This is a genomic window from Gordonia amicalis NBRC 100051 = JCM 11271 (assembly GCF_000332995.1).
Taxonomy (GTDB): Bacteria; Actinomycetota; Actinomycetes; order Mycobacteriales; family Mycobacteriaceae; genus Gordonia; species Gordonia amicalis.
Map to the genome: position 1 here is coordinate 23,753 of NZ_BANS01000015.1, position 24,136 is coordinate 47,888.

The window sequence follows — 24,136 nt, forward strand, 5'->3', positions numbered from 1 at the left end:
TATAGTTTCGGGTCGCCGAACTTTCTACCTGAGGAAGCCCTCATCTCCGTTTCCGCTGCAAACCGCCCCAGGAAGCCGCCCTGCTCAACGAGGTCGGCGACAGTATGGTCGCCCGCGGACCTGTGGCGGGTGCTTTCCGGGGGCGCTTTCCAGGGGCGGATTTCAGGGGCCGGTCAGATGACACCCGACGCCCGCAGCTCGGCCACCTCGTCGGCCGACAGCCCCAGCACCTCGCCGTAGACGGTCTCGTTGTCGCACCCCGGCGCGGGCGGGCCGGCGTTGCGGATGCCGCCGGGGGTGTCACTGAACTGCGGCACGACGCCGGGTCCGAGGACCGTGCGCTGCGCCCGTTCGTCGTAGTGTTCGGCGATCATCCCGCGTGCCCGCAAATGTGGGTCGGCGACCACCTCGGCGACCGTGTTGACCGGTCCCACAACGACTCCCGCGGCGCTCAGGACCTCGGTGAGTTTGTCGGGCGAATACTGCGACGACCATTCGCCGATCAGTTCGTCGAGCTCGTCCTGGTTGCGACCGCGGGCGGCGTGGTCGGCGAATCGCTCGTCGGTCGCGAGTTCGGGCCGGCCCATCGCCTGACAGAGGCGTGCGAACACCGAGTCCTGGTTGGCCGCGATGATCACATGCGTGCCCTCGCTGGTGGGGTAGAGGTTCGACGGCGCGATGCCGTCGAGGCGCGTTCCCGACGGTCCGCGCACCACGCCACCGGCGTCGTAGTCCGCGATCGCCGACTCCTGAACGGCCACACAGGATTCGATGAGCGACGTGTCCACGACCTGGCCCTTGCCGGTCACCGAACGGCGATACAGTGCCGCCAACGCGCCCTGTGCGGCGAACATCCCGGCGAGGGTGTCACCGAGCGAAAGTGCCAGTCGCGGAGGCAATTGCCCGGGATAGCCGTTGAGATACCGTAGGCCGCTCGCCGCTTCGGCGACGGATGCGTAACCGGCACGCGTCGAATCCGGTCCGGTCTGGCCGTAGCCGGACACACGTACGACGATGATGCCCGGGTTGCGCTCGGACAACACCTCGGGACCGATGCCGAGGCGCTCGAGGGTGCCGGGCCGGAAGTTCTCGACGACGATGTCGGCGTGGTCGGCGAGCCGGAGGAAGATCTCGCGTCCACGATCGGAGCGCAGGTCGAGGGTGATCGCCTTCTTGTTGCGGCCGTGGACCGTCCAGTAGAAGCGATGGCCGTCGACCTCGGCCTGGCCCCAGGTGCGGATCGGGTCGGGCTTGCCCGGCGGCTCGATCTTGATGACGTCGGCGCCCATGTCGCCCAGGAGTCGGGCGGCATGCGGGCCCGCGATCAGGGTTCCCAGCTCGAGTACGGTGACGCCCTCGAGCGGTCCGGTCGGCGCTGCGGACCGGTCCGGCGCGGCAACGGTGTTGTCGGTCATGGAAGACAGTGTGGCGGGTCACAACCGGTGGCGCCATCACCAGGTGACCGATCCCCGGTTGGAACGAATCGCTACCGACGTTTCATTGTCGCCGATCTCCCGCTATGGTGTGTGTCGTCGAACACATACTCGGGGAGGCTTTGAATGGTTGAACACGCATCGGGGACCGGGCTCTTGCCCGACATCCGTCTCGCCGACATGGCGGCGGGGGTCGCGTCACTGCGCAAGGACATCGGGACCGTTCTGCGTGTGCTGCCGGAGATGCTGCCGAAGCCGCCGACGACCAAGATGTCGATCGGCAAACGCTTCCAGCAGTCCGTCGACAAGTACCCGGACCGCGACTTCCTGCGCTTCGAGGGCTCGTCGATCACCTACCGCGAGGCCAACGCCCGCGCCAACAGGCTCGCCGACTTCCTGACCAGGGAAGGTGTCGGCAAGGGCGACGTGGTGGCGGTGCTGTCGAAGAACCACCCCGACGTCGTGATCGCCATGCTCGGCATCGTCAAGATCGGCGCGATCTGCGGCATGATCAACTTCCACCAGCGCGGCGCGGTGCTCGAGCACAGCCTGGGTCTGATCGGCGCCAAGGTCGTTCTCTACCAGGAGGATCTGGTCGAGGCTCTCGACTCGGTACCGGAGAGTGCGCGTCCATCAAAGGAATTCACCTTCGAGAAGCTGTCGTCACTGACCGCGCCGTGCTCTCCCGTCAACCCGGCGGCGACGGAGACCGTCGAACTCGGGTCGACCGCGATCTACATCTTCACCTCCGGGACCACCGGATATCCCAAGGCCAGCAAGATGACCCATTACCGCTGGCTGGTGGCCATGAACGGTATCGGCGGTCTCGGCATCCGACTCCGCGGTGACGACGTGATGTACACGGCGCTGCCCTTCTACCACAACAACGCGCTCACGATCTCGCTGTCGTCGGTGCTCGCGTCGGGCGCCTGCCTCGCGATCGGCAAGCAGTTCTCTGCGTCGCGGTTCTTCGACGAACTCATCGAGAACGACGCCACCGCGTTCAGCTACATCGGTGAGCTGTGCCGGTATCTCCTTGCGCAGCCGCCGAAGCCGACCGACCGCGCACACCGAGTGCGGCTCGCCGTCGGCAACGGTCTCCGCCCCGATATCTGGGACGACTTCACCGGGCGCTTCGGCATCGACCGCATCGTCGAGTTGTACGCGGCCAGCGAGGCCAACATCGGCTTCGTGAACGTCTTCGGCCTGTCGAAGACAGCTGGCTTCTCGCCGCTGCCGTACATCGTCGTCGAATACGACGAGGAGACCGGCGAGCCGCTGCGCGGACCCGACGGGCGGGTCAAGAAGGTCGGCAAGGGCGGCACGGGACTGCTTCTCGCACAGATCAACTCGCGCGTCCCCTTCGACGGGTACACCGACCCCAAGGCCACCGAGAAGAAGATCGTCCGCGACGCCCGCAAGAAGGGCGACCAGTGGTTCAACAGCGGCGACGTCGTCCGCGACCAGGGCTTCAACCACATCGGATTCGTCGACCGCATCGGTGACACCTTCCGCTGGAAGGGCGAGAACGTCGCCACCACCGAGGTCGAGGCCGTCCTCGATGCGCATGACTCCGTCGAAGAGGCCGTCGTGTTCGGCGTGCCGGTGCCCGGCGTCGACGGCAAGGCCGGCATGGCGGCTGTGAGCCTCCAGGACGGTCGGGAGTTCGACGCCGCCGGGTTCGCCGCGCACGTCCGCGACGGACTGCCGACCTACGCGGTGCCGCTGTTCGTGCGGCTCGTGCCCCAGCTCGAACACACGTCGACCTTCAAGAACATGCGCACCGAACTGCGGAAGCAGGCCTACTCCGAGACCGGTGAGGACCCGATGTTCGTGCTCTCCGGTGACACCTACGTCGAGTTTTACCCGGAGTTCGTCGAGGAACTGTCGGGGTCGCGGCGCCCGGCCTGATCGAGCGCCTCGTAAACCCACCGTTGATCGCCAGATCCTCCACTCATGGGGGTGCTGGGTTTGGCGATCAATGGTGGGTTTGTGCGTTGTCAGGACTGACGCAGCGCGGACAGGCGCTCACCGACGAAGTCGAGAGCGCTGCGTTGCCACAGCCCGACGTGGTCGAGCATCGCGTGATCCCCATCGGGAACGTTGATGTACTCGGCGTCGACGCCCTGGGCCGACAACTCGTCGATGCCCTTGTGGGTGCGCTTGGCGAACGTTCTCTCGTCGGCGTCGCCGTGGATCGCCACCACGCGGGCGCCGGGCTGGATGTGCCGCCAGTCGGCGTGCTGCCACCACGGGGCGAGGGCGAGGACGCCGATCACCCGACGGTCGGCGGCGAGCTGTGCGGCGACGCGGCCGCCCATCGAATGCCCGATCGTCACCACCGGGACGCCCGGGTGGCGGCGGCACATCTCGTCGAGCGCGGCTCGCGCGGGCAGCATCGGGCTGTTGTCCTCGCCGTTCCACCCGTAGACGCGGTACCGCACCTGATGCACACGCACCGACCGTCCGTAGCGAAGCCTCAGCGACCACGTGAACGGATACATGCGCAGTGCCGACCCCTGCCACGCGGAGAACGGCTTGCGGCTGTCGTCGGTGCCACCGGGCAGCACCAGGACGATGAGGCCGGCCGAGTCACGGCGGGCGAACATGCCGGGGGAGAGCAGGGCGGGCCGAAACAGGCCGGGTCGACCGGGGTTCTTCATGGTCTGGTTGGCCTCCAACGGCACGTCGACGATCGTTCCACCCTAGCGATTCGATTCCGGGCGGAATATGGACCGGTCTCGTGAGTCTCGCTAATCGGCATCGTCGGGCAGGCGGATTCCGCGCAGAGTGGCAGAATCGCAAATATGGCGCATTCCCGAGCTGGAACATTGGCCCTGCCCGAAGACCTCGTCGATGTGGAGGCACTCGAGCGTGCCTATTACGAGAACGTCCCCGATCCGTCGGACCCGTTGCAGCAGGTGGTGTTCGGGACCTCTGGTCATCGGGGTTCGAGTTTCGACACCGCATTCAACGAAGCGCATATTCTCGCGACGACCCAGGCGATCGTCGAATACCGGCGAGGTGCCGGAATCACGGGTCCGCTGTTCATCGGTTTCGATACCCACGCTTTGTCGATTCCGGCGTGGCGGACCGCGCTGGAGGTTCTCGCCGCCAACGAGGTGTCCGTGTACACCGCCGAAGACGACTCGTTCACACCTACTCCAGCGGTCAGCCGCGCCATCCTGACGTTCAACAAGGAGAACCCCGGAGTGCTCTCCGACGGGATCGTGGTGACCCCGTCGCACAACCCGCCCCGCGACGGCGGATTCAAGTACAACCCGCCGACCGGCGGACCGGCCGACACCACGATCACGTCGGTCATCGCGGCACGCGCGAACGAACTGCTCGCGTCGCGCCTCGACGGGGTCAAGCGCATCCCGTTCGAGCGTGCCCGCGCGAGCGAGCACGTGACGGACTACTCGTACCTGCTCGGCTACATCGAGGGCATCGGCGACGTCGTCGACATGAAGGCCATCCGCGACGCCGACATCCACATCGGCGCCGACCCGCTCGGCGGGGCGTCGGTCGGGTACTGGGCCCACCTCGGTCTGCGCTACAACCTGGAACACCTCACCGTCGTCAACCCCACCGTCGACCCGACGTTCTCGTTCATGACGCTCGACACCGACGGCAAGATCCGGATGGATTGCTCGTCGGCGAACGCGATGGCATCGCTCATCTCCGCGCGCGACTCTTTCGACATCGCCACCGGCAACGACGCCGACTCCGACCGCCACGGAATCGTCACGCCCGACGCCGGCCTGATGAATCCGAACCACTACCTCGCGGTCGCCATCGACTACCTGTTCACGCATCGCCCGCAGTGGTCGGCGCAGGCCGCGGTCGGCAAGACGCTGGTGTCGTCGTCGCTGATCGACCGGGTGGTCGCCGGAATAGGACGGCCGCTCCTGGAGGTGCCGGTCGGCTTCAAGTGGTTCGTCGACGGGCTGCTGTCCGGCCGCGTCGCCTTCGGCGGCGAGGAGAGCGCCGGGGCGTCGTTCCTGATGTTCGACGGCACCCCGTGGTCGACGGACAAGGACGGCATCATCATGGCGCTGCTCGCCTCCGAGATCCTGGCCGTCACCGGCAAGACGCCGTCGCAGCGGTACGCCGAACTCGCCGAAGAGTACGGGGAGACCTCCTACGCCCGCATCGACGCACCGGCCTCGCGCGAGCAGAAGGCGGTGCTGTCGAAGCTCTCGCCCGAGCAGGTGAAGGCCACCGAACTCGCCGGTGAACCGATCTCCGCGATCATGACCACCGCACCCGGAAACGGGGCGGCCATCGGTGGCCTGAAGGTGACCACCGAGAACGCGTGGTTCGCCGCGCGGCCGTCGGGAACCGAGGACGTCTACAAGATCTACGCCGAATCCTTCAAAGGCCCTGAGCATCTCGCGCAGGTCCAGAAGGAGGCGCAGCAGGTCGTCGACGCCGCACTCGGGAGCTGATCAGCCGCCCGCGGGGACGCCGATCGCCAGGCCCACCAGGTAGGTGGCGCCGGCGGCGACGACCCCGAAGCACAGCTGCCGCAGCGCGCCCCGCACGATCGGATGACGGGTCACGTAGGCGGCGACGCCACCGGCGATGAGGAGTCCGACGGCACCCACCGACAGGCCGAGGATCAGCGACGAGAAGCCGAGCAGGTAGGGGATGAGCGGCACGATGCCGCCGATCGCGAACATGATGAACGAGGAGACCGCGGCCACCCACGGGGACGGCTTGTCCGAGGGGCGACGCCCAATTCGTGGATGATGTGAACGTTGACGGCGCCGTCGGGGTCTGCGTGGATCTCGTTCGCCGCGGTGGTCGCGGTCGACTCGGTCATCCCCATGTCGGTGAGCATGTCGATGAGTTCGTCGAGCTCGCCGCGCGGGTTCTTCTCGATCTCGTTGCGCTCGACAGCGACCTCGGCGTCGAGCTGCTCGTTCTGCGTCGAGACCGAGGTGAACTCGCCGAGAGCCATCGAGAACGCGCCCGCGATCAGGCCCGCGACACCCGACAACACGATGGTGTGTGCGCTCGCACCGGCGCCACCGACACCGGCGACGAGGCTGATGTTGGTGACCAGCCCGTCCATCGCCCCGAAGGTCGCGGCTCGCACACGGCCACCAGACACGTCCGCGTGCTCATGGCTGATCGGGTTCATGTCCTCGTCGAGCTCTCTGTCCGTCACCCGCCGAGCGTAACGACGCACGTTCCGGGCCGCTCGACGACCTGGGGCATACACTCAGCGACTTATCAGTGCGGCGCGGATATTGTCGTAACGTGAGCGAAAAGCGTAAGTCGGGAGCCTCCGTGCCCCGCGCCACCAAGTCGAAGTATCAGCCGAGCGCGCCGTCGAGCACGATGACCTACGTCCTCGGTGGGATCGCGGTCCTGGTGATCGCGGGTCTGGTCATCGGCGGCATCTGGTGGAGTGGCCGCGACAAGGGCACTGCGGACCAGTCCGCGCTCGCGTCGAGCTCGACGATGATCGTCGGACCGGAGAACGCACCGCTGATCGATCTGTTCGAGGATCCGCTGTGTCCGGTGTGCAAGCTCTTCGAGCAGCAGTCGGGGCCTGCGATCACCGCCGCGGTCACCGAGGGCAAGCTGCGCGTGCGCTATCACACGCTCAACTTCCTGAACTCCAGATCGGCGACGGGCGACTACAGCTCGCGGGCCGCGGGTGCCCTCACGTGTGTGGCGCAAGAGCAGAACACCGACCTGTTCCTCCGGTTCCACAGCGCGCTGTTCGGCGCCCAGCCGGCCGAGGACGGCACCGGCAACATCACCAGTCCGGAACTCGCCCGCCTCGCGACGGCGCAGGGTGCGACCCCCGCCACCGCGACGTGCATCACGAACAACGAGAAGGTCGCGCAGGCGGAGGCGAACGCCACGAAGTCGACCGACGAACTGAAGAAGGCCGCCGGCCAGGTGGGCACCCCAAGCGTTCTGCACGAGGGCAAGCCCGTCGAGAACCTGCTCGACGGCACCGGCTGGCTCGACGGAATCCTGGCCGGCAAGTCCTGATCCGGGAGGGACCGGGCCCTGCATCGGGCCCGGTTCCTGCGGATTTGGTCGCCGTCATGGCAGTGGTGTAACTTTCCTAGTGCCCTTGAACAGGGCGGAACAACAAAATACGGGGCTATGGCGCAGCTGGTAGCGCACCACACTGGCAGTGTGGGGGTCAGGGGTTCGAGTCCCCTTAGCTCCACTGAAAGAAGCCCGCTTCGACTCTGGTCGGAGCGGGCTTCTTCGTTCCTCGGGATCATCCCCGACGGCCCCAGGGCAGATGGATCTCGGGTGCCACTCCCAGTCGGTGCGAATGTGTGGAGCCCTGGTCGTGCCGAAGAGGAGGTCGGTGGCACCGTTCGGCGGACGTGGACCGTTCGCGCCATTAGTCTCGGACCATGGCTTGATCGGCGGCAAACCGCAGGAGCGACGTCATGTGTGCGTCCTCCGACGATCCGCGCACGCTGAGCCGGGCCCGACGGAATGGTTCAGCGATGACTTCTGAGATCGACGAGATGACCGAGCTGGCCTACGAGGGTGGCGAGGCCCCGCTGACGACCACCCCGATGGTCGGGACGCCGGCCAGGGACTATCCGCGCACCGTGCGTCCCGACACCGAGCGGGTCGCCGACGGCGAGATCCGGGTGACCATCCTGGGGAGCGGCGATCCGTTCGTCAAGCGGGCGCAAGCATCGGCGTCGGTGCTGATCGAGGTCGGTAACGAACAGCGAGACTTCTTCTTCTTCGATCTGGGGTCGGGGGCGCTGGCCAACTTCAACGGCCTGCAGCTACCCGTGACGGCCACCACGAAGGTCTTCCTCAGCCACCTGCACGCCGACCATGTCGGCGACATGCCGACCTTGGTGTGGAGCCTGGCCAAGGCCGGGCGTCGCGACCCGGTCGAGGTGTGGGGTCCCGGCGGTGAGCGCCCCGAGCTCGGTACGCGCGCCTACACGCAACACCTCGAGGCGGCACATGCGTGGGACATGGAGTCCCTGTGCGGGCACCCCGGCCAGTCCGGAGCACGCACCGAGGTCACCGAAGTCCCCTTCGCCACGACGAGCACGGTCTATGAGCGCAACGGTGTGCGCATCTCCTCGTTCCCGGTCATCCACATCCTCAACGGCGCAGTCGGCTACCGTCTCGACTACGCCGGGCTGTGCGTGGTCTTCTCCGGTGACACGCGGCCCAGCCACACCCTCGTGGATGCCTGCGACGGTGCGGACCTACTCATCCACGAGACATTTCCTTCGCCGGGCATCTATGCCAGGAAGGCCGGTGTCCCACCGGAATTCGCCGAGAAGATCGTCAACGGTGCCCACACCAGCCCGACCGCTGCGGGCAAGGTGTTCCGGCGGGTAGGTGCCCGCATGTCGGTGATGTGGCACCTGGACGTGGACCACGAGACGGTCGGGCCGGCGTTCGCCGACATGCGCACCCAGTACGAGGGACCCGTGACGATAGCGCAGGACCTGACGACGTTCACCATCACCCGGGACTGCGTCGTCACCCGGCAGGCGATGATCGACCCGTCCGCCTGGCCGGTCGTCGGCCCCACCGGAGTGACCGGTCCGCCGATGGCCGCACCCAAGCCGCCTCCGGCCTGGTGGGCCGACGCCCTGATCACCGACTGAGATACGGACTTCGTCGCGGCGAGCGTTTCGGCGTCATGAGAGAAGCGCCGCCAACGCATGTTGCACGTCGTCGGGACTGATGGCCGGGAGGCCGTCGTGCCCGTGGATGTAACCGATCCCGGCGTACACCAGCAGGCTCGCCAGCATGCGTGTCTGTCCGGGACCCATGCCGAGTTCCGTCAGGGTGGCCTCGGCTGCGGCGAAGATCTCGCTGTCGATGTCACGCACCGTCTCGGCAATGCGCTCGTTGGTGCGTGCCCGGTCCCGGATGGCTCGTTCGACCGTGAGGTGGTCGCTGCTGACCAGCATCGTGGACAACGCGGTGAGTCGAGCGTCGGGTGTCATCTCGGCCAGGGAATTCAGTTCGATGACCCGCTGACGGTTCATGTCCTTCCAGCGCATCGCCATCGCCTCCCACAGGCCGTCGAGATCCGTGAAGTGCCAGTAGAAACTTCCCTTGGTGACGCCGAGCGTCTCGCACAACCGGGCGATGGTGACACCCCGCGGGCCGCCGGTCGAGGTGAGCAGTTCCAGTGCTGCGTCGACCCAGTCGGTGGCGCCCAGACGGTGGGAGCTCAGACGGTGGCCGCCTGGTCTGGGGGCACCCGGTTGGTCGGCGCTGCGCGAGTGGGTCATCTTCCGATCTTGCCTCCCGGGGCGGGTGATCCGTCGAAGGTCAGACCTTATCTGGCCTCTACCAGGTCCGATGAGGCCGAGATCGATGGTGGTGTTGCCGTCCCCGCAGGGCACCATACCGATGGTATGGTGCCCTGGCGTAGTGGTGGCGCCGGGTGAAGGGGGCCGAGTGGGCATGGGTGTCAATCGACGGAAGTTCCTGATGGGCACCGCTGCAGCGGCCGCGTCCGGGGTGGTGGGCGGTCGCCTCGGCACAGCCTCGTCGGGCGCCGCGCCCGTGCCTGACATCAAGCTGCCGACCATCTTCCACTCGCCGGAGATGACCGCCTACGTCGACGACCTTCCCGTGCCGAGCGTCATCACCTCATCGCCGTCGCAGCCGATCGAGATCGTCGCCCGCACCACCAGCAGCCGGTTCCATCGCGACCAGCCGAAGGTGCCGACTATGGCCTACAACGACGAGTCCTATCTGGGGCCCACCATCGAGGCCCATGTCGGCGAGCAGACGACAGTGCACTACCGCAGCGAACTCGGCAAGCACATCTTCGCGGCGGATCTGGACACGTCTTTGCATGGCGTCGCCGAGCGGTACCGCGACGAGCCGGTCACCTCGATGCATCTCCACGGCGGTGCCACCCCACCGGAATTCGACGGCAACCCGGAACGGCTGATGTTGCCGCATCACGGCACGGCGCTGTTCGAATTCCCCAATCGTCAAGAGGCCGGGCATCTCTGGTACCACGACCATGCGATGGCGATCACGCGTGCCAACGTGTACGCGGGGCTGGCCGGGATGTATTTCCTACGTGACGACCACGACACCGGTACGCCCCAGAATCCACTCGGGCTCCCCGCGGGCGAGTACGAGATCCCACTGATCCTGCAGGAGAAGATCTTCCGCCCCGACGGGCATCAGTCACTGCGCTCGACGCCGGTGGTCCCGCAGGGGATGTGGGAGGGAGGCGCGGTCGGCGACCGCGGGCTGGTCAACGGCAAGGTGTGGCCGAAGATGACGGTGGCTCGTGGGCTGTACCGTTTCCGGCTGATCAACGCGGCGTCGTTCTCGGTGTGGAACCTCTTCTTCTCCAACCGCATGCGCTTCTGGGTCATCGGCAACGAGGGCGGCCTGCTCAACGCTCCGGTCGCGACCCGTTCGTTCCAGGCGGCGCCCGGCGAGCGCTTCGATCTACTGGTCGACTTCGGTTCGCTCGCACCAGGAGAGACCGTCGACCTCTGCAACGACCTCGCGCCGCCATTCCAGGCGGCGATTCTGGGTGAGGTCGCCATGCCGCGGTTCTGCCGGTTCATCGCAGGTGCCGACCGCGGTCACCGGGGCGGTGTGCCACACCGCCTTCGAGGTGGACCGGGACAACCGAATCGCATACCGGCCGTCGCCACCCCGCAGCGGGTGCGGCGGGTGAGTGTTTCGCAGCCCTACGCGCTGCGCGTCCCGCCGGCCATCATGTCGCTGAACAATCTGCGCTACTCCGATCCGCAGATCGAGAAGCCGCGCGCCGGTACCACCGAGCGATGGGACATCATCAACATCACGCCGGATCCTCACCCGGTGCACCTGCATCTGGTGATGTTCCGTGTACTCGGAAGGCGTCCACTGCGGACCGTCGAGTACCAGGCGGCCCATCCGCAACCGCCGCTCGGAACCCGATGGGCACCCGATCCGAGCGATTTCTACGCGGGACCGATGCGCGGCCCGGCGGCCTGGGAGGCGGGCTGGAAGGACACTGTGCACGCCACCGGTGGGCACGTGACGTCGATCGTCGTCCGCTTCCCGACGGCCGACGAACTGGGATTCGACCCCGACGCGATCTTCTCCTCCGATCCGACGCAGTCCTGGACACGCCCGTCACTCGGCCAGGAGGCCGACCGGCCGGCACCATCTGCGCACCACAACCACGCCGGTGCGACGCCGGCGCACGGAATGGTCACCAAGGATCTGCAGGGTTACGTCTGGCACTGCCACATCCTCGACCACGAGGACCACGACATGATGTTGCGTTACAGGGTGGTGCCGTGACATAGGTCGGGTTCCGGACTCGTTCGGTTGTTCGATCATCTCCTCAGCCGGGATCTACGACTGAAATGCCAAGTGCTGCAGCGGAAACGGACTCGTGAAAATGGAGTATCGCGCGTTCGGCGACGCCGGGACCACCCGGCGTCGCGCCGTGCCGACTACGCCTCGTGGGCCGGCCGCTGTTCGGGCCGCGGGTTGCGGCGGAACCATGCGGCGTACCGGTCGGCGAGGGGGGCGGCGGTGGCCCCGTGGGCGAGGACCGACAGGCCCACGGTGACGACGGCGGTGAGCAGTAGCAGGTCCTCATGGGGCAGGGTGCCGGGTTCTTCGAGAACCAGGATGACGAAGACGATGGTGGCCAGCCCGCGGGGGCCGAACCAGCCGACGAAGGCCACGGTCGGGCGCCGGGCATGGGTGCCGAGCAGTGCGAGCGCGACGGGCAGCATGCGCACGACGGTCAGACTCAGTACGGCGTAGGCGAGCACCGACCACGACAGGTGCCCGAGTGCCGGCCCCAAGAACACCGCGCCGAAAACGATGAATGTCACGGCGCTGAACACGTCCCCGGCTTCGTCGATCAAGTGGGAGACTTCCCCTCCCGCGCGGCGTCGGATCGCCCCGAAGGTCAGCCCACCGACGAACGCGGCGATGAATCCCGAGCCGCCGAGAGGCGAAGCGACGGTGTAAGCCAGTGTGGCGGCGGCCACCGGCAGGATCTGAACCCACAACGAATCGATCATGCGGCGGCTCCCGGCGAGGAGGAGCACCACCGCCGCGACGGCCCCGGCACCTATCCCGGCGAGGATGCCGTAGCCGATCTCCTCGGTGACCAACCGCACGGCCGCGCCACCGCCGACTGCCCCGGATTCGGCGCCGGCGATCGCCAATACGATCAGGAACAGCGGAACGCAGATGCCGTCGTTGAGCCCGCTTTCCACGTTCAGCCCCTGTCGCACCCGCGAGGGCAGAATCGGCAGGGTGACCACAGCCTGCCCGAGCGCGGCGTCAGTGGGTGCGAGGAGCACGGCGAGCAACAGTGCCTCGGGCCAGGCGAGGTCGCCCAGGACGAGCACCGCGGCGCCGAATCCGGCGGCAATGGTGAGGGGTAGTCCGATACCGAGAAGGCGTGCAGGGAGTGCTATCTCGGCTCGCAGAGCAATCAGGTTCACGCGGGAGGCATCGGCGAAGAGCACGAGGGCGAGGGTGACCTCGGCGAGCAACTTCACCGTTTCGCTGGTGGCCTCGACGTCGATCAGTCCGGCAGCGTGCGCGCCCAGCACGAGGCCCCCGGCGGTGAAGACCATCGGAGCCGTGAGGGAGGTGCCGGAGACCCGTCCGGAGATCGCCGCGAAGACGAGCAGGATCGCGGCGATCGCCGGAAGCGCCCAGGTCACGATCCTGCCTTCGAGGAGGGCGGACGGTGGACGGGGGCGTCGGCCGCCGACCGCTGTTGTCCGAACGGCCCGAGAACCGCCATGCAGGACCACAGTGGAATTCCCAGGAACGTCAGGATGATCCAAATCATGATCCGAGTCCTTCTCGCCTCGCCGCAGAGGTCTGCGCGGCCGTTCGACCCGAGAGTGGCGTGGTCACATTCTGCCAGACCCGGAATGCCGTGCGATGAACTTCGGCCGATCGAGCCGTTTGCATGTTCGGCGATCAGGCCAGTTGTTACGCTCGGGATTCCGGGGGTCAGCCAGGTTTGCTCGACACCGGGAGCCTCGTCATGGCAGGAACTCACCGCGGAAAGATCGCCGTCGACATTCGCGATGCCATCCCGGACTGGGCGCCGTACCTTCCCGCACAGGCGCCCGAGAACGCCCCGAACGTCCTGATCATCGCGTGGGATGACGTCGGGTACGGCAGCATGGACATCTTCGGGGGTCCGACCGAGACACCCACCATGCGACGCATCGCCGACCGGGGTGTGAAGTATTCGAACTTCCACACCACCGCCCTGTGTTCCCCGACCCGGGCCTCACTGCTGACCGGGCGCAACGCGACGACCAACGGTATGGCGACCATCGCCGAGTTCAGCTCCGGATTTCCGGGCATCTCCACACACATACCGTTCGAGAACGGATTCATCTCCGAGGTGCTGGCCGAGCGGGGGTGGAACACCTACTGCGTCGGCAAGTGGCATCTCACGCCGGGCGAGGAGATGAACATGGCCGCGGTCAAGAGCCGGTGGCCGCTGGGCCGCGGGTTCGAGCGCTTCTACGGCTTCCTCGGCGGCGAGTCGAGCAGCTGGTACCCCGACCTGGTCTACGACAACCATCCGATCGACGCCCCCGCAACCCCGGAAGACGGCTACCATCTGTCGAAAGACCTGGCGGACAAGGCAATCGAATTCATCCGTGACGCCAGGGTCGTCGACCCGGACAAACCGTTCTTCATGTACCTGGCCCCACAGGCCGGGCACGCCCCGCACCATGTCTTCACCGAATGGGCCGACCGGTACAAGGGCAGGTTCGACCAGGGCTACGAGGCAATCCGTGCCGAGATCCTGCAGCGGCAGAAGGATCTCGGGTTGCTACCCGAGGACACCGAGCTCTCCCCGATCAATCCGCACGGGGAACCGGCCACCACCGGGCCCGACGGACAGCCGTGGCCCTTGCTCGACACGGTCCGACCTTGGGGTTCGCTCACCGCCGACGAGCAACGTCTGTTCATCCGGATGGCCGAGGTCTTCGCCGGCTACATCTCCTACACCGACGATCAGCTCGGCCGGGTGATCGACCTGCTCGAAGCGACCGGCGAGCTCGACAACACCCTCATCGTCGTGGTCTCCGACAACGGTGCCAGCGGTGAAGGGGGGCCGAACGGATCGTTCAACGAATGGCGGTTCTTCAACGGGATCCCCGACACCGCCGAGGGCACCCTGCCACACCTCGACGAGCTCGGCACACCCGCGTCGTACAACCACTACAACACCGGGTGGGCGTGGGCCTTCGACACCCCGTTTCCGTACTGGAAGCGTTGGGCCGGTTACGAGGGTGGCATCGCCGACATGTGTGTGCTCTCGTGGCCGGCGCGGATCGACGCCTCGGCCGAGCCTCGCCAGCAGTATGTCCATGCGGTCGATGTCGTCCCGACGATCTACGAGTTGCTCGGCATCACCCCGCCCGAGGTCCTGAAGGGATACACCCAGAGTCCACTCGAGGGCGAGAGCTTCGCGGCCTCGCTCACCGATCCCGCCGCGCCGGGCAAGGACGTGCAGTTCTACACGATGCTGGGGCAACGCTCGCTGTATCACGACGGGTGGCTCGTCTGCTCCGTGCATCCGCCGCTGTCCGGTTGGGGCCATTTCGACAAGGATGTGTGGGAGCTGTACCACCTGACGGAGGACCGGGCCCGACTGCACGATCTCGCCGACGCCGAGCCCGAGCGGCTGGAAGCCTTGAAGAGCCTGTGGTTCTACTACGCCGGCCGCTACCACGGGCTACCGCTGGACGACCGCAGCGCCCTCGAACAGGTGCTCGCCGAACGTCCCCGCCCGGGAAAGACGCGGGACCGCTACGTCTACTACCCGGACTGCGCGGACGTCCCCGAGGCGGCCGGTGTCGTCATCATCGGACGGTCCTACACGATCGCCGCGGGAGTCCACCTGGATTCGGCGGATGCCGGGGGAGTCCTCTACGCCCACGGCGGCCTGGCCGGCGGTCACAGTCTCTACGTCAAGGATCGTCGTCTGCGCTACGCCTTCAACTGGGTCGGCACGCACCTGCAGACCGTGGTCGCCGACCGGGACATCGGTCCCGGAAACCACGTGTGCACCGCCGAATTCGCCCTCTCCGGGAAGAACACCGATCCGGCGATGCCGGGGTTCGCCGGCACCCTGACCCTCTACGTCGACGATCAGCAGGTGGCGACCGGTGAGATCGTCACCCAGCCGGGGCCGTTCTGTGCCGTCGGTGACGGCATCTGCGTCGGGCGTGACAGCGCCTCATCGGTCACACCTGACTACGTGTCCCCGTTCCCGTTCACCGGGGGCACGATCGACAGGGTCGTCGTCGACGTCTCCGGCGAACGCTATGTCGACCACGAGGCGCAGGTGCGCGCCTGGTTCTCGATCGATTGACCGGCGCTGCTCAGCGGCTGCGGACGATGCAGCGGAACCCGATGTGGCAGGTGGAGGTCTCCGCGCTCTCGCCCTGCCTGGCTGCGGGCCGGTAGCGCAAGCAGTAGTTCGGGGCGCAGAGGTGCGATCCGCCCTTGATGACTCGCCGGGGATGGGCCTCGGCGCCGGTCCCGGACGCGAGCGTGCGCGGATCGGCGGGCATGCAGCATGCCGTGACCGGGGAGCTCCCACGTCTGTTCGGATCGTGGCGGGCGGTGAAGCGGTCCGTCGTCCATTCCCAGACGTTGCCGGTCACATCCACCAGGCCGTAACCGTTGGGCCGGAAGCTGCCCACCGGGGACGTGCCGACGTACCCGTCCTCCGCGAGGTTCTGCCACGGGAACTCGCCCTGCCAGGTGTTGGCCAGGTACCGCCCCTTCGGGGTGTATTCGTCGCCCCACGAGAACCGGGCCCGATCGAGACCGCCGCGGGCCGCGAACTCCCACTCGGACTCGGTCGGCAGCTCCTTGCCCGCCCACCGGGCGTAGGCGAGCGCGTCATAGTGGGACACGTGGGTCACCGGATGGCGTTCGCGGCCGCCGACCGTACTTCCCGGACCCTCGGGATGGCGCCAATCCGCACCCGGCACCCACGACCACCACCGGCGATAGTCGTCGAGCGGTACGCGCCGAGCGGGCGGGGTGAACACCAGCGACCCGGGTACCAGCAGCGCCGGGTCGGCATCGGGATACTCGGCCGGATCGGGCGCGACCTCGGCGGTCGTGACGTGACCGGTGTCCTTCACGAAACGCCGGAACTCGGCGACCGTCACCGGATGGGTGTCCATCCAGAACCCGCCGACACCCACCTGGTGGACCGGACGCTCCTCGGGGTAGAACTCCTCCGACCCCATCCAGAACATCCCGCCCGGAATCCAGCTCATGTTCTTCGGTGCGCGGCCGGTCGGCGCTGCAGATTGCACACCTCGAGTATCCCGGAACCGGCGAGTTTCGAGTGCGGTCTCGGGATACCGTGCAGGTCTTGCCCTATCGGAATCGCATGCCGGGCCGTCCAGTGGGTGTCCGGCCCAGATGGTTTCCGAAAGCGGCCCGCCGCGGGCTCACCTGCGGTGCTTGCGGCCCCAGAGCAGGTAGATCGCCGGCGCGATGCCGGCGGTCGAGCCGAGCGACAGTCCGATGACCCAGGCACGCTTGGGGCCGTTGATCTCGTCGGCCTGCCGTCCGGCGAGGTCTCGTAGTGCCCACACTCGCGTACCGGCATCGACCGCGGCGACCGTGACGATCGCGGCCTTCGCGGTGGGGGACAGCTCTTTCCAGCTCTTCTTCTTACTCATGGTCGAGAGCGTAGCGGAGCCGACCCACGCCCTCGCGTGTCACCGCACGTAGCGCAGGAACACGTCGTCCCCGTGCGGGACTGCATGTTTGAGCCGGAAACGACGAGGGGCGTCGAGCGGACTGAGCACTGCCGCGGCCGGATCGGTCACCGGGTTTCCCTCGGCGGTCACCTGGGGCGCCATGGTCACGCAGAACTCGTCGACCAGGTCGGCTTCGGACAGTTTGTCGAGCAGACTCGGCCCGCCCTCGCAGTTGATCCGTCGCAGTCCTCGTGCACGAAGTTCGCCGATCGCGGCGGGCAGATCGATGCCGTCGTCTCCCACGGCGATGATCTCTGCTCGGTCCCGCACCGCGGAGGTGTCCGCCTGCGCGGAGGTGATGACTATCGGTCGATGCTCCGGCGGTACGTCGAGAGACCGTTCGGGCAGTGCGCAGGACAGCGAGACGATCGCCAGACGCGGGATGTCCGAGCTCTTCGACCCGATAGTGCGCGAACGCAATTCGGCCAGCTCGGGGGAGAGGGTCGCGGGACCGTACTTTTCGACGCGCGCGGTGGCCGCACCGACGAGCACGACGTCCGAGAGTGCGCGGAGCGCGTGGAAAAGGGCACGGTCAGCCGGGGAGGACAACGGGCCGACCCGACCGCGGAAACTCACCGAGCCGTCGATGCTCATCACCATGTTGGTGCGGAGCCCTTCGGGAAAGTCGGCGTAGAGGCGTTCGGCGAAGGCCGGCGCGTCGAAGCCCGGACCGTGCTCCTCGGTGGTCGTGTCGCTCATGCGTCGTGTCCGGGCTCGATGTGGCGGGTGTCGGCGAAGCTGACCCAGGAATCGCGCGAAGGGTCGTCGACCAACACCGCGCCGTCGATCGGCTCGACGATGTGCGCGGTGTGGTCGCCGACGTCGATGCGATCGAGAATCCGTGCGGCGAACCACATTTCCGAGTCTTCGAGGATCGGCAGACCGTGCGGGCCCGCCGACCATCGGCATCGCTCGAACTTGTCGACCTCGTCGCCCGTCTGTCCTCCGAACAGTTCGGCGAGTTCCTTATGATCGCTCGGTATCAGGTGAACCGCGAGATACTCGGCGGCCGTTGCGACGCCGTGCGTGTGATTGGCCTGGGAGATCCCGATCAGGAAGCGCCGGGGGTCGATGCTCGTCTGGGTCGCGAACCCCACGAGACATCCTGACCGTCGACCTTCGGCGACGGTCGTGATCACGAACACCGGGTAGTCGATGACCTCGACCATCTTGTCGAATGCGTCCGTGCCGGCCACACTCACCTCTTTCTCTCGGGGTACACAGTGCCTTGCTGTCGTACCCGATCGGTGTGAGTCTCAACCGCCTCGGAGCGTCGGGTTACGCGGCGTCCTTGATCTGCTGACGCTGCGCGGTGAACATCTCGGCGAGGCTGCTGGTGACCTCCGAGCTGACCGACGGCGCGCTGTCGCTGAAGGTGTTGTGGGCCACCGAGAACGACACACCGCGCTCTTCGCCGACCGCCAGGGTGCCCACCATGTGGACCTCGATGTCGGAGATGGTGAACTCGCCGGTCATCCGGAATGCCTTGTAGTCGCCACTGATCGGCAGGTTATGCTTCTCGAGCTTGATCGCGACCGGCACGGTCTCGCCGTCCTCCTCCAGATTCAGAGTGAAGGATTGGCAGGCGGAGAGGATCTCGTCGAAGTCCTGGTAGCTTCCGTCGGCGGGCTTGGTCACGTCGACGCTGTACTCGTCGAGACCGAAGAAGACCTCTCCCGAGTCGGCGGTTTCGCTGAGCTGGCGTTCGGCGTACTCGGCGGTGGTGTCGGGGCTCTCCACCAGTCGCGCGCACTTCTCGTTGTCGACGCTGGTGCCGTCGTCCTCGTCGGACTGGTCGGTGTCCAGTGTGAATTCGCCGGTGATGTCGGGGAATTCGGCCTCCGGGAGCAGCATGGCGACGGCCGACGCGGTCGGCACCTTCGGCTCGTCGGAATTGTTGTCGCCGCCCAGTGTGAACGCCAGGACGACCGCCACGACGACGATGAGCACGAGTAGGAGTCCGCCGCCGCCGATGAACCACCACTTCTTGCCGCCGCCGGACGACGACGGGGGAGGAGGCGGTTGCTGACCGTACGGCTGTTGACCGTAGGGCTGCTGCCCGAACGGTTGTTGCTGCCCATAGGGCTGTTGTCCGTACGGCTGTTGGCCATAGGGCTGCTGCTGCGGGTACGGCTGCTGGCCCTGGGGTTGCTGCTGCGGGTACGGCTGCTGCCCATGGGGTTGCTGACCGTACGGCTGCTGACCGGGCGCGGGTTGTCCACCCTGCGGGCCGAGCCGGGTGGGCTCATTCGGGTCGTAGGGACTGCCCACGATTGGCTCCTTTTCTCAGCGGAACGCGACCCATGACTCTGTGCGGTCGTCGACTCGGGGAGAGTACCGCGCGCAAAGAGGCCCACGGTGGTGCCCGAGAAAACCGGATCGTGCGGGATGGCCGAATTGTCTTCGCAGGTCATCGATGGTTCGAGGGTGGGGAACCGGGGCGGATTCAAGCGGTTTCCACGGCGTGACGAACGCCGTATTTCATGCGGTCGAATGAGAATGCCGAGGGATGCTCATCGGCGGTCGTGACGACGTGGCGATCCTCGACGGTTCGACGATGGCGACGGCGAACAACCCCGACCGTCCGCTGGTCCCCGGATCGTCCCCGAACTGAAGGACACGGGGGTCACTTCTGGGTATGGGATCCGTGAACCGCCGGACACCGCGTGCGTGGCTGCGTTCCACTCGGTATGCGGTGGTGGGGTACCCGGCTCGGCGCTGCCGTGCCCGTGATCGACGAGCCGGGCAGAGGAGAACGGTCTCATGGCAAGTACTCCACGCCGGTTGCTGGCCGAGTTGTTCGGCACCTTCTGGTTGGTCTTCGGCGGTTGTGGCAGCGCGATCTTCGCGGCCAAATACGTCGCGAGCGCCGGCGACGACAGAGACACCCTGATCCAGTTGGGCATCGGGTTGCTCGGCGTCGCGTTGGCGTTCGGTCTGACGGTCGTCACGATGGCCTACGCGGTCGGGCACGTCTCGGGCGCGCACTTCAACCCGGCGATCACGCTCGGTGCGGTCATCGGCGGTCGCCTCCCGGTCAAGGATCTACCGGGCTACTGGATCGTGCAGGTCGTCGGCGGGCTCCTCGCCGGCACCCTGCTCTATGCCATCGCCAACGGCAAGCCGGGGTTCGAGGCGACGGGCAACATGGCGGCCAACGGCTACGGCGACCATTCACCGAACAACTACAGTCTCGTCGCGGTCCTCATCGCGGAGGCGGTCCTCACCGCGTTCTTCCTGCTCGTGGTGCTCGGTGCCACCGACGACCGTGCTCCCGCCGGATTCGGTCCGCTGGCCATCGGTCTGACGCTGACGGTGATCCACCTGATCTCGATTCCGATCAGCAACACCTCGGTGAACCCGGCACGTTCGACGGCGGTCGCGTTCTTCAACGGCAACGGCGCGCCCGGTCAGTTGTGGTTGTTCTGGCTCGCGCCGCTGCTGGGCGGCCTCATCGGCGGCATCCTGTACCCGCTGATGTTCGGCAACGGGAAATTCGCTCTGGGCCGGGCGTCCGACGACGGACCGGCCGCCGAGCCGACCCGGAGCTGACCGCTCACGGCCGGGGTCATCGGTGGTGCGACCATTGACCGATGACCGCAACTCTCGTCGCCAAGGACGTCGCGGGCGGATACGCCCACCGCGTCCTGTTCGATCATCTCGACCTCACCGTCGCGCCCGGCGATGTGGTCGGGGTGGTCGGAGCGAACGGAGCAGGCAAGACGACGCTGCTGCGCGTCCTCGCCGGTGACCTCGCACCCCTGGCGGGAACGGTGACCCGTGCACCGGCCGACGCGTTCGTCGGCTGGTTGCCACAGGAGCACGAGCGGATCCCCGGGGAGACCGTTCGTGAGTACGTCGGGCGTCGTACCGGATGCACGGCTGCCACGCGGGCGATGGACGCCGCCGCCGCGGCTCTGGCGGACGACTCCGCTCCGGCCGGGGCCGACGATCCCGCCGACGTGTATGCGGTGGCCCTCGACCACTGGCTCACCACCGGTGCCGCAGACCTCGACGATCGTCTGCCGGCAGTCCTCGCCGACCTGGGCCTCGCCACCGATGTCATCGACCCGGACACCACCCCGATGACCGCGCTGTCGGGTGGCCAGGCGGCGCGCGTCGGCCTCGCGGCGCTGCTGTGCTCCCGCTTCGACATCGTGCTGCTCGACGAGCCGACCAATGACCTCGACCTCGACGGCATCGCCCGACTGGAGGATGTCGTCGCCGGTCTCCGCGGCGGCGTCGTGCTCGTCAGTCATGACCGAGAGTTCCTGGCGCGCACTGTGACCCGGGTCCTCGAGCTCGACCTCGCCCAGCACACGAACACGGTGTACGGCGGCGGCTACGAGAGTTACCTCGAGGAACGCGAAGTGGCGCGTCGGCACAAACGCGAGGAGTACGAGGAGTTCGCCGCCAAGAAGGCCGATCTGGTGGCGCGGGCGCGCACGCAACGAGAATGGTCGAGCCAAGGTGTGCGCAACGCGATGCGCAAGGCACCTGACAACGACAAGATCCGACGCCGTGCCGCCACCGAGTCCAGCGAGAAACAGGCGCAGAAGGTCCGGCAGATGGAAAGTCGGATCGCACGCCTGGACGAGGTCGCCGAACCGCGCAAGGAATGGGTCCTGGAGTTCACGATCGGCTCGGCACCCCGCTCGAGCTCTGTCGTCTCGACCCTCAACAACGCCGTTGTGCGCCAAGGTGATTTCGTGATGGGTCCGGTCTCGATCCAGGTGAACGCGGGTGAGCGCATCGGCATCACCGGGCCCAACGGCGCCGGGAAGTCGACGCTACTCCGACTGCTCCTCGGCCACCTCGAACCCGATTCGGGTTCCGCGCAGCTCGGCGCCAACGTGGCGATCGGTGAGATCGACCAGGCGCGAGGGCAATTCACCGGTACGACACCACTCGCCGACCGCTTCGCCGAACTCGTGCCCGACCACACCATGGCCGACGTCCGGACACTGCTCGCCAAGTTCGGCTTGCGCGCCGACCGCGTCGACCGGGCGGTCGGCGAACTGTCACCGGGCGAGCGCACCCGCGCCGGGTTGGCGCTGCTGCAGGCCCGCGGTGTCAACGTCCTGGTGCTCGACGAGCCGACCAACCACCTCGACCTCCCGGCGATCGAACAACTCGAATCGGCTCTCGACTCCTACGACGGCGCACTGCTTCTGGTCACGCACGACCGGCGCATGCTCGCGAATGTGCGCGTCGACCGGCACTGGCACGTCGAGGGTGGACAGGTCACCGAGCAGTGACGCCGGCCCGTCACGGTCCGAAGCGCTCGTCCGGTAGTCCTGCGGCTTTGCGTGCCCGCCAGTTCTCCAGATAGGGGAGGGCTCGGTCTCGATCGAGCGCGGAGCGGACCGCCGCTGCCGGTCGGCCGAGAGCCGTCAGATCGCCGTCGTCGACGGCCCAGCCGAAGGGGAAGGGCGTTCGCGTCGTGAAGTGGGACATCCAGAGCAACAAAAGGTCTCCGGGATGGGCGAGTCGCGTGTAGTGGTGACTGCCGCGCTCATGATCGTCGATCAACCAGCCGCCGTCGGTCCGGTGTGCGGTGAAGTCGGGATCGTTCAGCCACTCCCATCGACCGTGATGGTCTCGTGGAGCGGTACCGAAACCAGCTGTCTGCAGCTGTCGGGCGAGTGCTGTCGGCGTCCACGGCGCGGGGAAGAAGGACCTGATGGTCACATCGAGTTCGAGGCGGTGAAGATCGGGCCCGCTGTTTCCGCGTTCGGTGATGAGAGCGTTGACGATCATGGTCGACGGGGACGGCGACCCGTCATCGATCAGCGCCAGGTGAAGCGCGAGCATCCGGGAGAACCGGCGGTGCTCGTCGGGAGAGGTGAACGGCGGCAGGGGAATGTCCGGCACACGAGGCATCCCCCAGGGCACGCCGGTCGCCTTGTGGAGCGGCGCCGCCGACCACTGCCGTCGAATTTCATCGGAGTCCACGAACCCAGCCTAAGGCGAGTTCTTGCGTGGGCATTGACATACAACCAATCGGTTGTATGTTGGAGCTGTGGCCGAAACCACTGGCGCATCGCCAGACGACGAGGACAGGGCCGACGCCCTGTTCCACGCGCTGTCCGATCGCACGCGCCGCGACATCATGCGACGTGTGCTCGCCGGTGAACACTCGGTCTCGGTACTCGCCGCGAAATACGACATGAGCTTCGCGGCGGTACAGAAGCACGTCGCCGTGCTCGAGAAGGCGGGCCTGCTGACCAAACGACGTCAGGGGCGCGAACAACTCGCCAGTGGCGATGTCGCCGCGGTGCGTTCGGTGGCGTCGATGCTCACCGAACTCGAACAGGTGTGACGCGGCCGTATCGCGCGCATCGACGATCTGCTCACGCTCGAAACACCACCAACTGCAACACCGTCGGAGGAATGACCAATGCCCGTCATCGATGTGACCCCGGACCTCGACGCCCGCACGATCACCATCAACGCCGAATTCGCCGCCCCCGTCGAACGCGTCTGGCAGATCTATGCCGATCCGCGCCAGTTGGAGAAGATCTGGGGTCCGCCCACCTACCCTGCGACCGTCGTCGACCACGAACTCAAGCCGGGCGGGAAGGTCACCTACTACATGACCAGTCCCGAAGGCGAGAAGTTCGGCGGCTATTGGAAAGTCGAGACGGTCGACGAGCCGCGCGGATTCACCTTCCTCGACGGATTCGCCGACGCCGACCTCAACCCGCTCACCGACATGCCCGAGTCCCGCAACGCATACACGTTCGCCGAGAAGGGTGACAAGACACTCGCCACGTATATCAGCACCTACGACTCCGCCGAAGCGCTTCAGAAGGTGCTCGACATGGGCGTCGTCGAAGGTGCTTCCAGCGCAATCAATCAGATCGACGACTTCCTGAAGGTCTGACCTCGATACGGCCTCGGCTTGCG

At 66.9% G+C, this 24,136-nt stretch carries 19 protein-coding genes, 1 tRNA gene and 2 pseudogenes; 11 read left to right on the forward strand and 11 right to left on the reverse strand.

Features of this window, described 5'->3' with window-relative positions:
• Window positions 1-173: 173 nt before the first annotated feature.
• Window positions 174-1,415 (reverse strand): CaiB/BaiF CoA transferase family protein, encoded by a 1,242-nt coding sequence (locus tag GOAMI_RS07630; RefSeq protein WP_006435879.1) that lies wholly within the window; start codon window positions 1,413-1,415, stop codon window positions 174-176.
• Between the two features lie 144 nt (window positions 1,416-1,559).
• Here GOAMI_RS07630 and GOAMI_RS07635 point away from each other — a divergent pair, with 144 nt between their 5' ends.
• Window positions 1,560-3,344: a long-chain-acyl-CoA synthetase gene (locus tag GOAMI_RS07635; protein ID WP_006435880.1), complete on the forward strand. Its 1,785-nt coding sequence runs from the start codon at window positions 1,560-1,562 to the stop codon at window positions 3,342-3,344.
• An 89-nt stretch (window positions 3,345-3,433) separates the two neighbouring features.
• Here GOAMI_RS07635 and GOAMI_RS07640 read toward each other — a convergent pair whose 3' ends face one another.
• Window positions 3,434-4,120 carry an alpha/beta fold hydrolase gene (locus GOAMI_RS07640; protein WP_006435881.1) on the reverse strand — a complete coding sequence of 229 codons (687 nt, stop codon included), beginning with the start codon at window positions 4,118-4,120 and terminating at the stop codon, window positions 3,434-3,436.
• Between the two features lie 120 nt (window positions 4,121-4,240).
• Between GOAMI_RS07640 and pgm the strand changes: the two genes are divergently transcribed.
• Window positions 4,241-5,884, forward strand: a complete 1,644-nt coding sequence (gene pgm, locus GOAMI_RS07645) for a phosphoglucomutase (alpha-D-glucose-1,6-bisphosphate-dependent) (protein WP_040004658.1) — start codon at window positions 4,241-4,243, stop codon at window positions 5,882-5,884.
• Here the strand turns inward: pgm and GOAMI_RS07650 are convergent.
• A pseudogene (locus GOAMI_RS07650) lies at window positions 5,885-6,582 on the reverse strand (VIT1/CCC1 transporter family protein).
• Between the two features lie 119 nt (window positions 6,583-6,701).
• Here GOAMI_RS07650 and GOAMI_RS07655 point away from each other — a divergent pair.
• From GOAMI_RS07655 to gntH, 3 genes are all read left to right on the forward strand, one after another.
• A complete protein-coding gene (locus tag GOAMI_RS07655) occupies window positions 6,702-7,448 on the forward strand; it encodes a DsbA family protein (RefSeq protein ID WP_006435885.1) in 747 nt (248 codons plus the stop codon).
• 111 nt (window positions 7,449-7,559) lie between these two features.
• Window positions 7,560-7,632 (forward strand) — tRNA-Ala (locus GOAMI_RS07660).
• A gap of 292 nt (window positions 7,633-7,924) precedes the next feature.
• Window positions 7,925-9,064 carry a guanitoxin biosynthesis MBL fold metallo-hydrolase GntH gene (gene gntH, locus GOAMI_RS07665; RefSeq protein ID WP_006435886.1) on the forward strand — a complete coding sequence of 380 codons (1,140 nt, stop codon included), beginning with the start codon at window positions 7,925-7,927 and terminating at the stop codon, window positions 9,062-9,064.
• 33 nt (window positions 9,065-9,097) lie between these two features.
• Here the strand turns inward: gntH and GOAMI_RS07670 are convergent, their stop codons facing one another.
• Window positions 9,098-9,700 (reverse strand): TetR/AcrR family transcriptional regulator, encoded by a 603-nt coding sequence (locus GOAMI_RS07670; protein ID WP_006435887.1) that lies wholly within the window; start codon window positions 9,698-9,700, stop codon window positions 9,098-9,100.
• A 175-nt stretch (window positions 9,701-9,875) separates the two neighbouring features.
• Here GOAMI_RS07670 and GOAMI_RS07675 point away from each other — a divergent pair, with 175 nt between their 5' ends.
• Window positions 9,876-11,735 (forward strand): multicopper oxidase family protein, encoded by a 1,860-nt coding sequence (locus GOAMI_RS07675; protein ID WP_040004659.1) that lies wholly within the window; start codon window positions 9,876-9,878, stop codon window positions 11,733-11,735.
• A gap of 155 nt (window positions 11,736-11,890) precedes the next feature.
• On the opposite strand, the gene GOAMI_RS07680 is transcribed toward GOAMI_RS07675, so the two are convergent.
• Window positions 11,891-13,126: a cation:proton antiporter gene (locus tag GOAMI_RS07680; protein WP_006435889.1), complete on the reverse strand. Its 1,236-nt coding sequence runs from the start codon at window positions 13,124-13,126 to the stop codon at window positions 11,891-11,893.
• 332 nt (window positions 13,127-13,458) lie between these two features.
• Between GOAMI_RS07680 and GOAMI_RS07685 the strand changes: the two genes are divergently transcribed.
• Window positions 13,459-15,813, forward strand: a complete 2,355-nt coding sequence (locus tag GOAMI_RS07685; RefSeq protein WP_040004660.1) for an arylsulfatase — start codon at window positions 13,459-13,461, stop codon at window positions 15,811-15,813.
• A 10-nt stretch (window positions 15,814-15,823) separates the two neighbouring features.
• Here the strand turns inward: GOAMI_RS07685 and GOAMI_RS07690 are convergent, their stop codons facing one another.
• The 5 genes from GOAMI_RS07690 to GOAMI_RS07710 form a co-directional block, all read right to left on the reverse strand.
• The gene (locus GOAMI_RS07690; RefSeq protein WP_040004661.1) at window positions 15,824-16,735 is read right to left on the reverse strand and encodes a formylglycine-generating enzyme family protein; all 912 of its coding nucleotides are present in this window, start codon (window positions 16,733-16,735) and stop codon (window positions 15,824-15,826) included.
• A gap of 177 nt (window positions 16,736-16,912) precedes the next feature.
• Window positions 16,913-17,146, reverse strand: coding sequence for a hypothetical protein (locus GOAMI_RS07695; RefSeq protein WP_006435892.1), 234 nt, complete (start codon window positions 17,144-17,146; stop codon window positions 16,913-16,915).
• A 39-nt stretch (window positions 17,147-17,185) separates the two neighbouring features.
• Entirely contained in the window at window positions 17,186-17,926 is a 741-nt protein-coding gene (locus GOAMI_RS07700; RefSeq protein ID WP_006435893.1) for a pyrimidine reductase family protein, read from the reverse strand.
• Window positions 17,923-18,396, reverse strand: a complete 474-nt coding sequence (locus GOAMI_RS07705; RefSeq protein ID WP_210738077.1) for a flavin reductase family protein — start codon at window positions 18,394-18,396, stop codon at window positions 17,923-17,925. Before GOAMI_RS07705 ends, GOAMI_RS07700 begins: the two co-directional genes overlap by 4 nt.
• A 109-nt stretch (window positions 18,397-18,505) precedes the next feature.
• Entirely contained in the window at window positions 18,506-19,498 is a 993-nt protein-coding gene (locus GOAMI_RS07710) for a hypothetical protein (RefSeq protein WP_040004663.1), read from the reverse strand.
• A 492-nt stretch (window positions 19,499-19,990) separates the two neighbouring features.
• On the opposite strand from GOAMI_RS07710, the gene aqpZ reads away from it, so the two are divergent.
• Window positions 19,991-20,779: an aquaporin Z gene (gene aqpZ, locus GOAMI_RS07715; protein WP_006435897.1), complete on the forward strand. Its 789-nt coding sequence runs from the start codon at window positions 19,991-19,993 to the stop codon at window positions 20,777-20,779.
• 41 nt (window positions 20,780-20,820) lie between these two features.
• Window positions 20,821-22,485: an ABC-F family ATP-binding cassette domain-containing protein gene (locus tag GOAMI_RS07720; protein WP_006435898.1), complete on the forward strand. Its 1,665-nt coding sequence runs from the start codon at window positions 20,821-20,823 to the stop codon at window positions 22,483-22,485.
• A 10-nt stretch (window positions 22,486-22,495) separates the two neighbouring features.
• Here GOAMI_RS07720 and GOAMI_RS07725 read toward each other — a convergent pair whose 3' ends face one another.
• The gene (locus GOAMI_RS07725; RefSeq protein WP_006435899.1) at window positions 22,496-23,182 is read right to left on the reverse strand and encodes a hypothetical protein; all 687 of its coding nucleotides are present in this window, start codon (window positions 23,180-23,182) and stop codon (window positions 22,496-22,498) included.
• Between the two features lie 67 nt (window positions 23,183-23,249).
• On the opposite strand from GOAMI_RS07725, the pseudogene GOAMI_RS07730 reads away from it, so the two are divergent.
• Together GOAMI_RS07730 and GOAMI_RS07735 are read left to right on the forward strand one after the other, a co-directional pair.
• A pseudogene (locus GOAMI_RS07730) lies at window positions 23,250-23,546 on the forward strand (ArsR/SmtB family transcription factor); the annotation flags it as partial.
• Between the two features lie 81 nt (window positions 23,547-23,627).
• Entirely contained in the window at window positions 23,628-24,113 is a 486-nt protein-coding gene (locus GOAMI_RS07735; RefSeq protein WP_006435901.1) for an SRPBCC family protein, read from the forward strand.
• Window positions 24,114-24,136 lie beyond the last annotated feature (23 nt).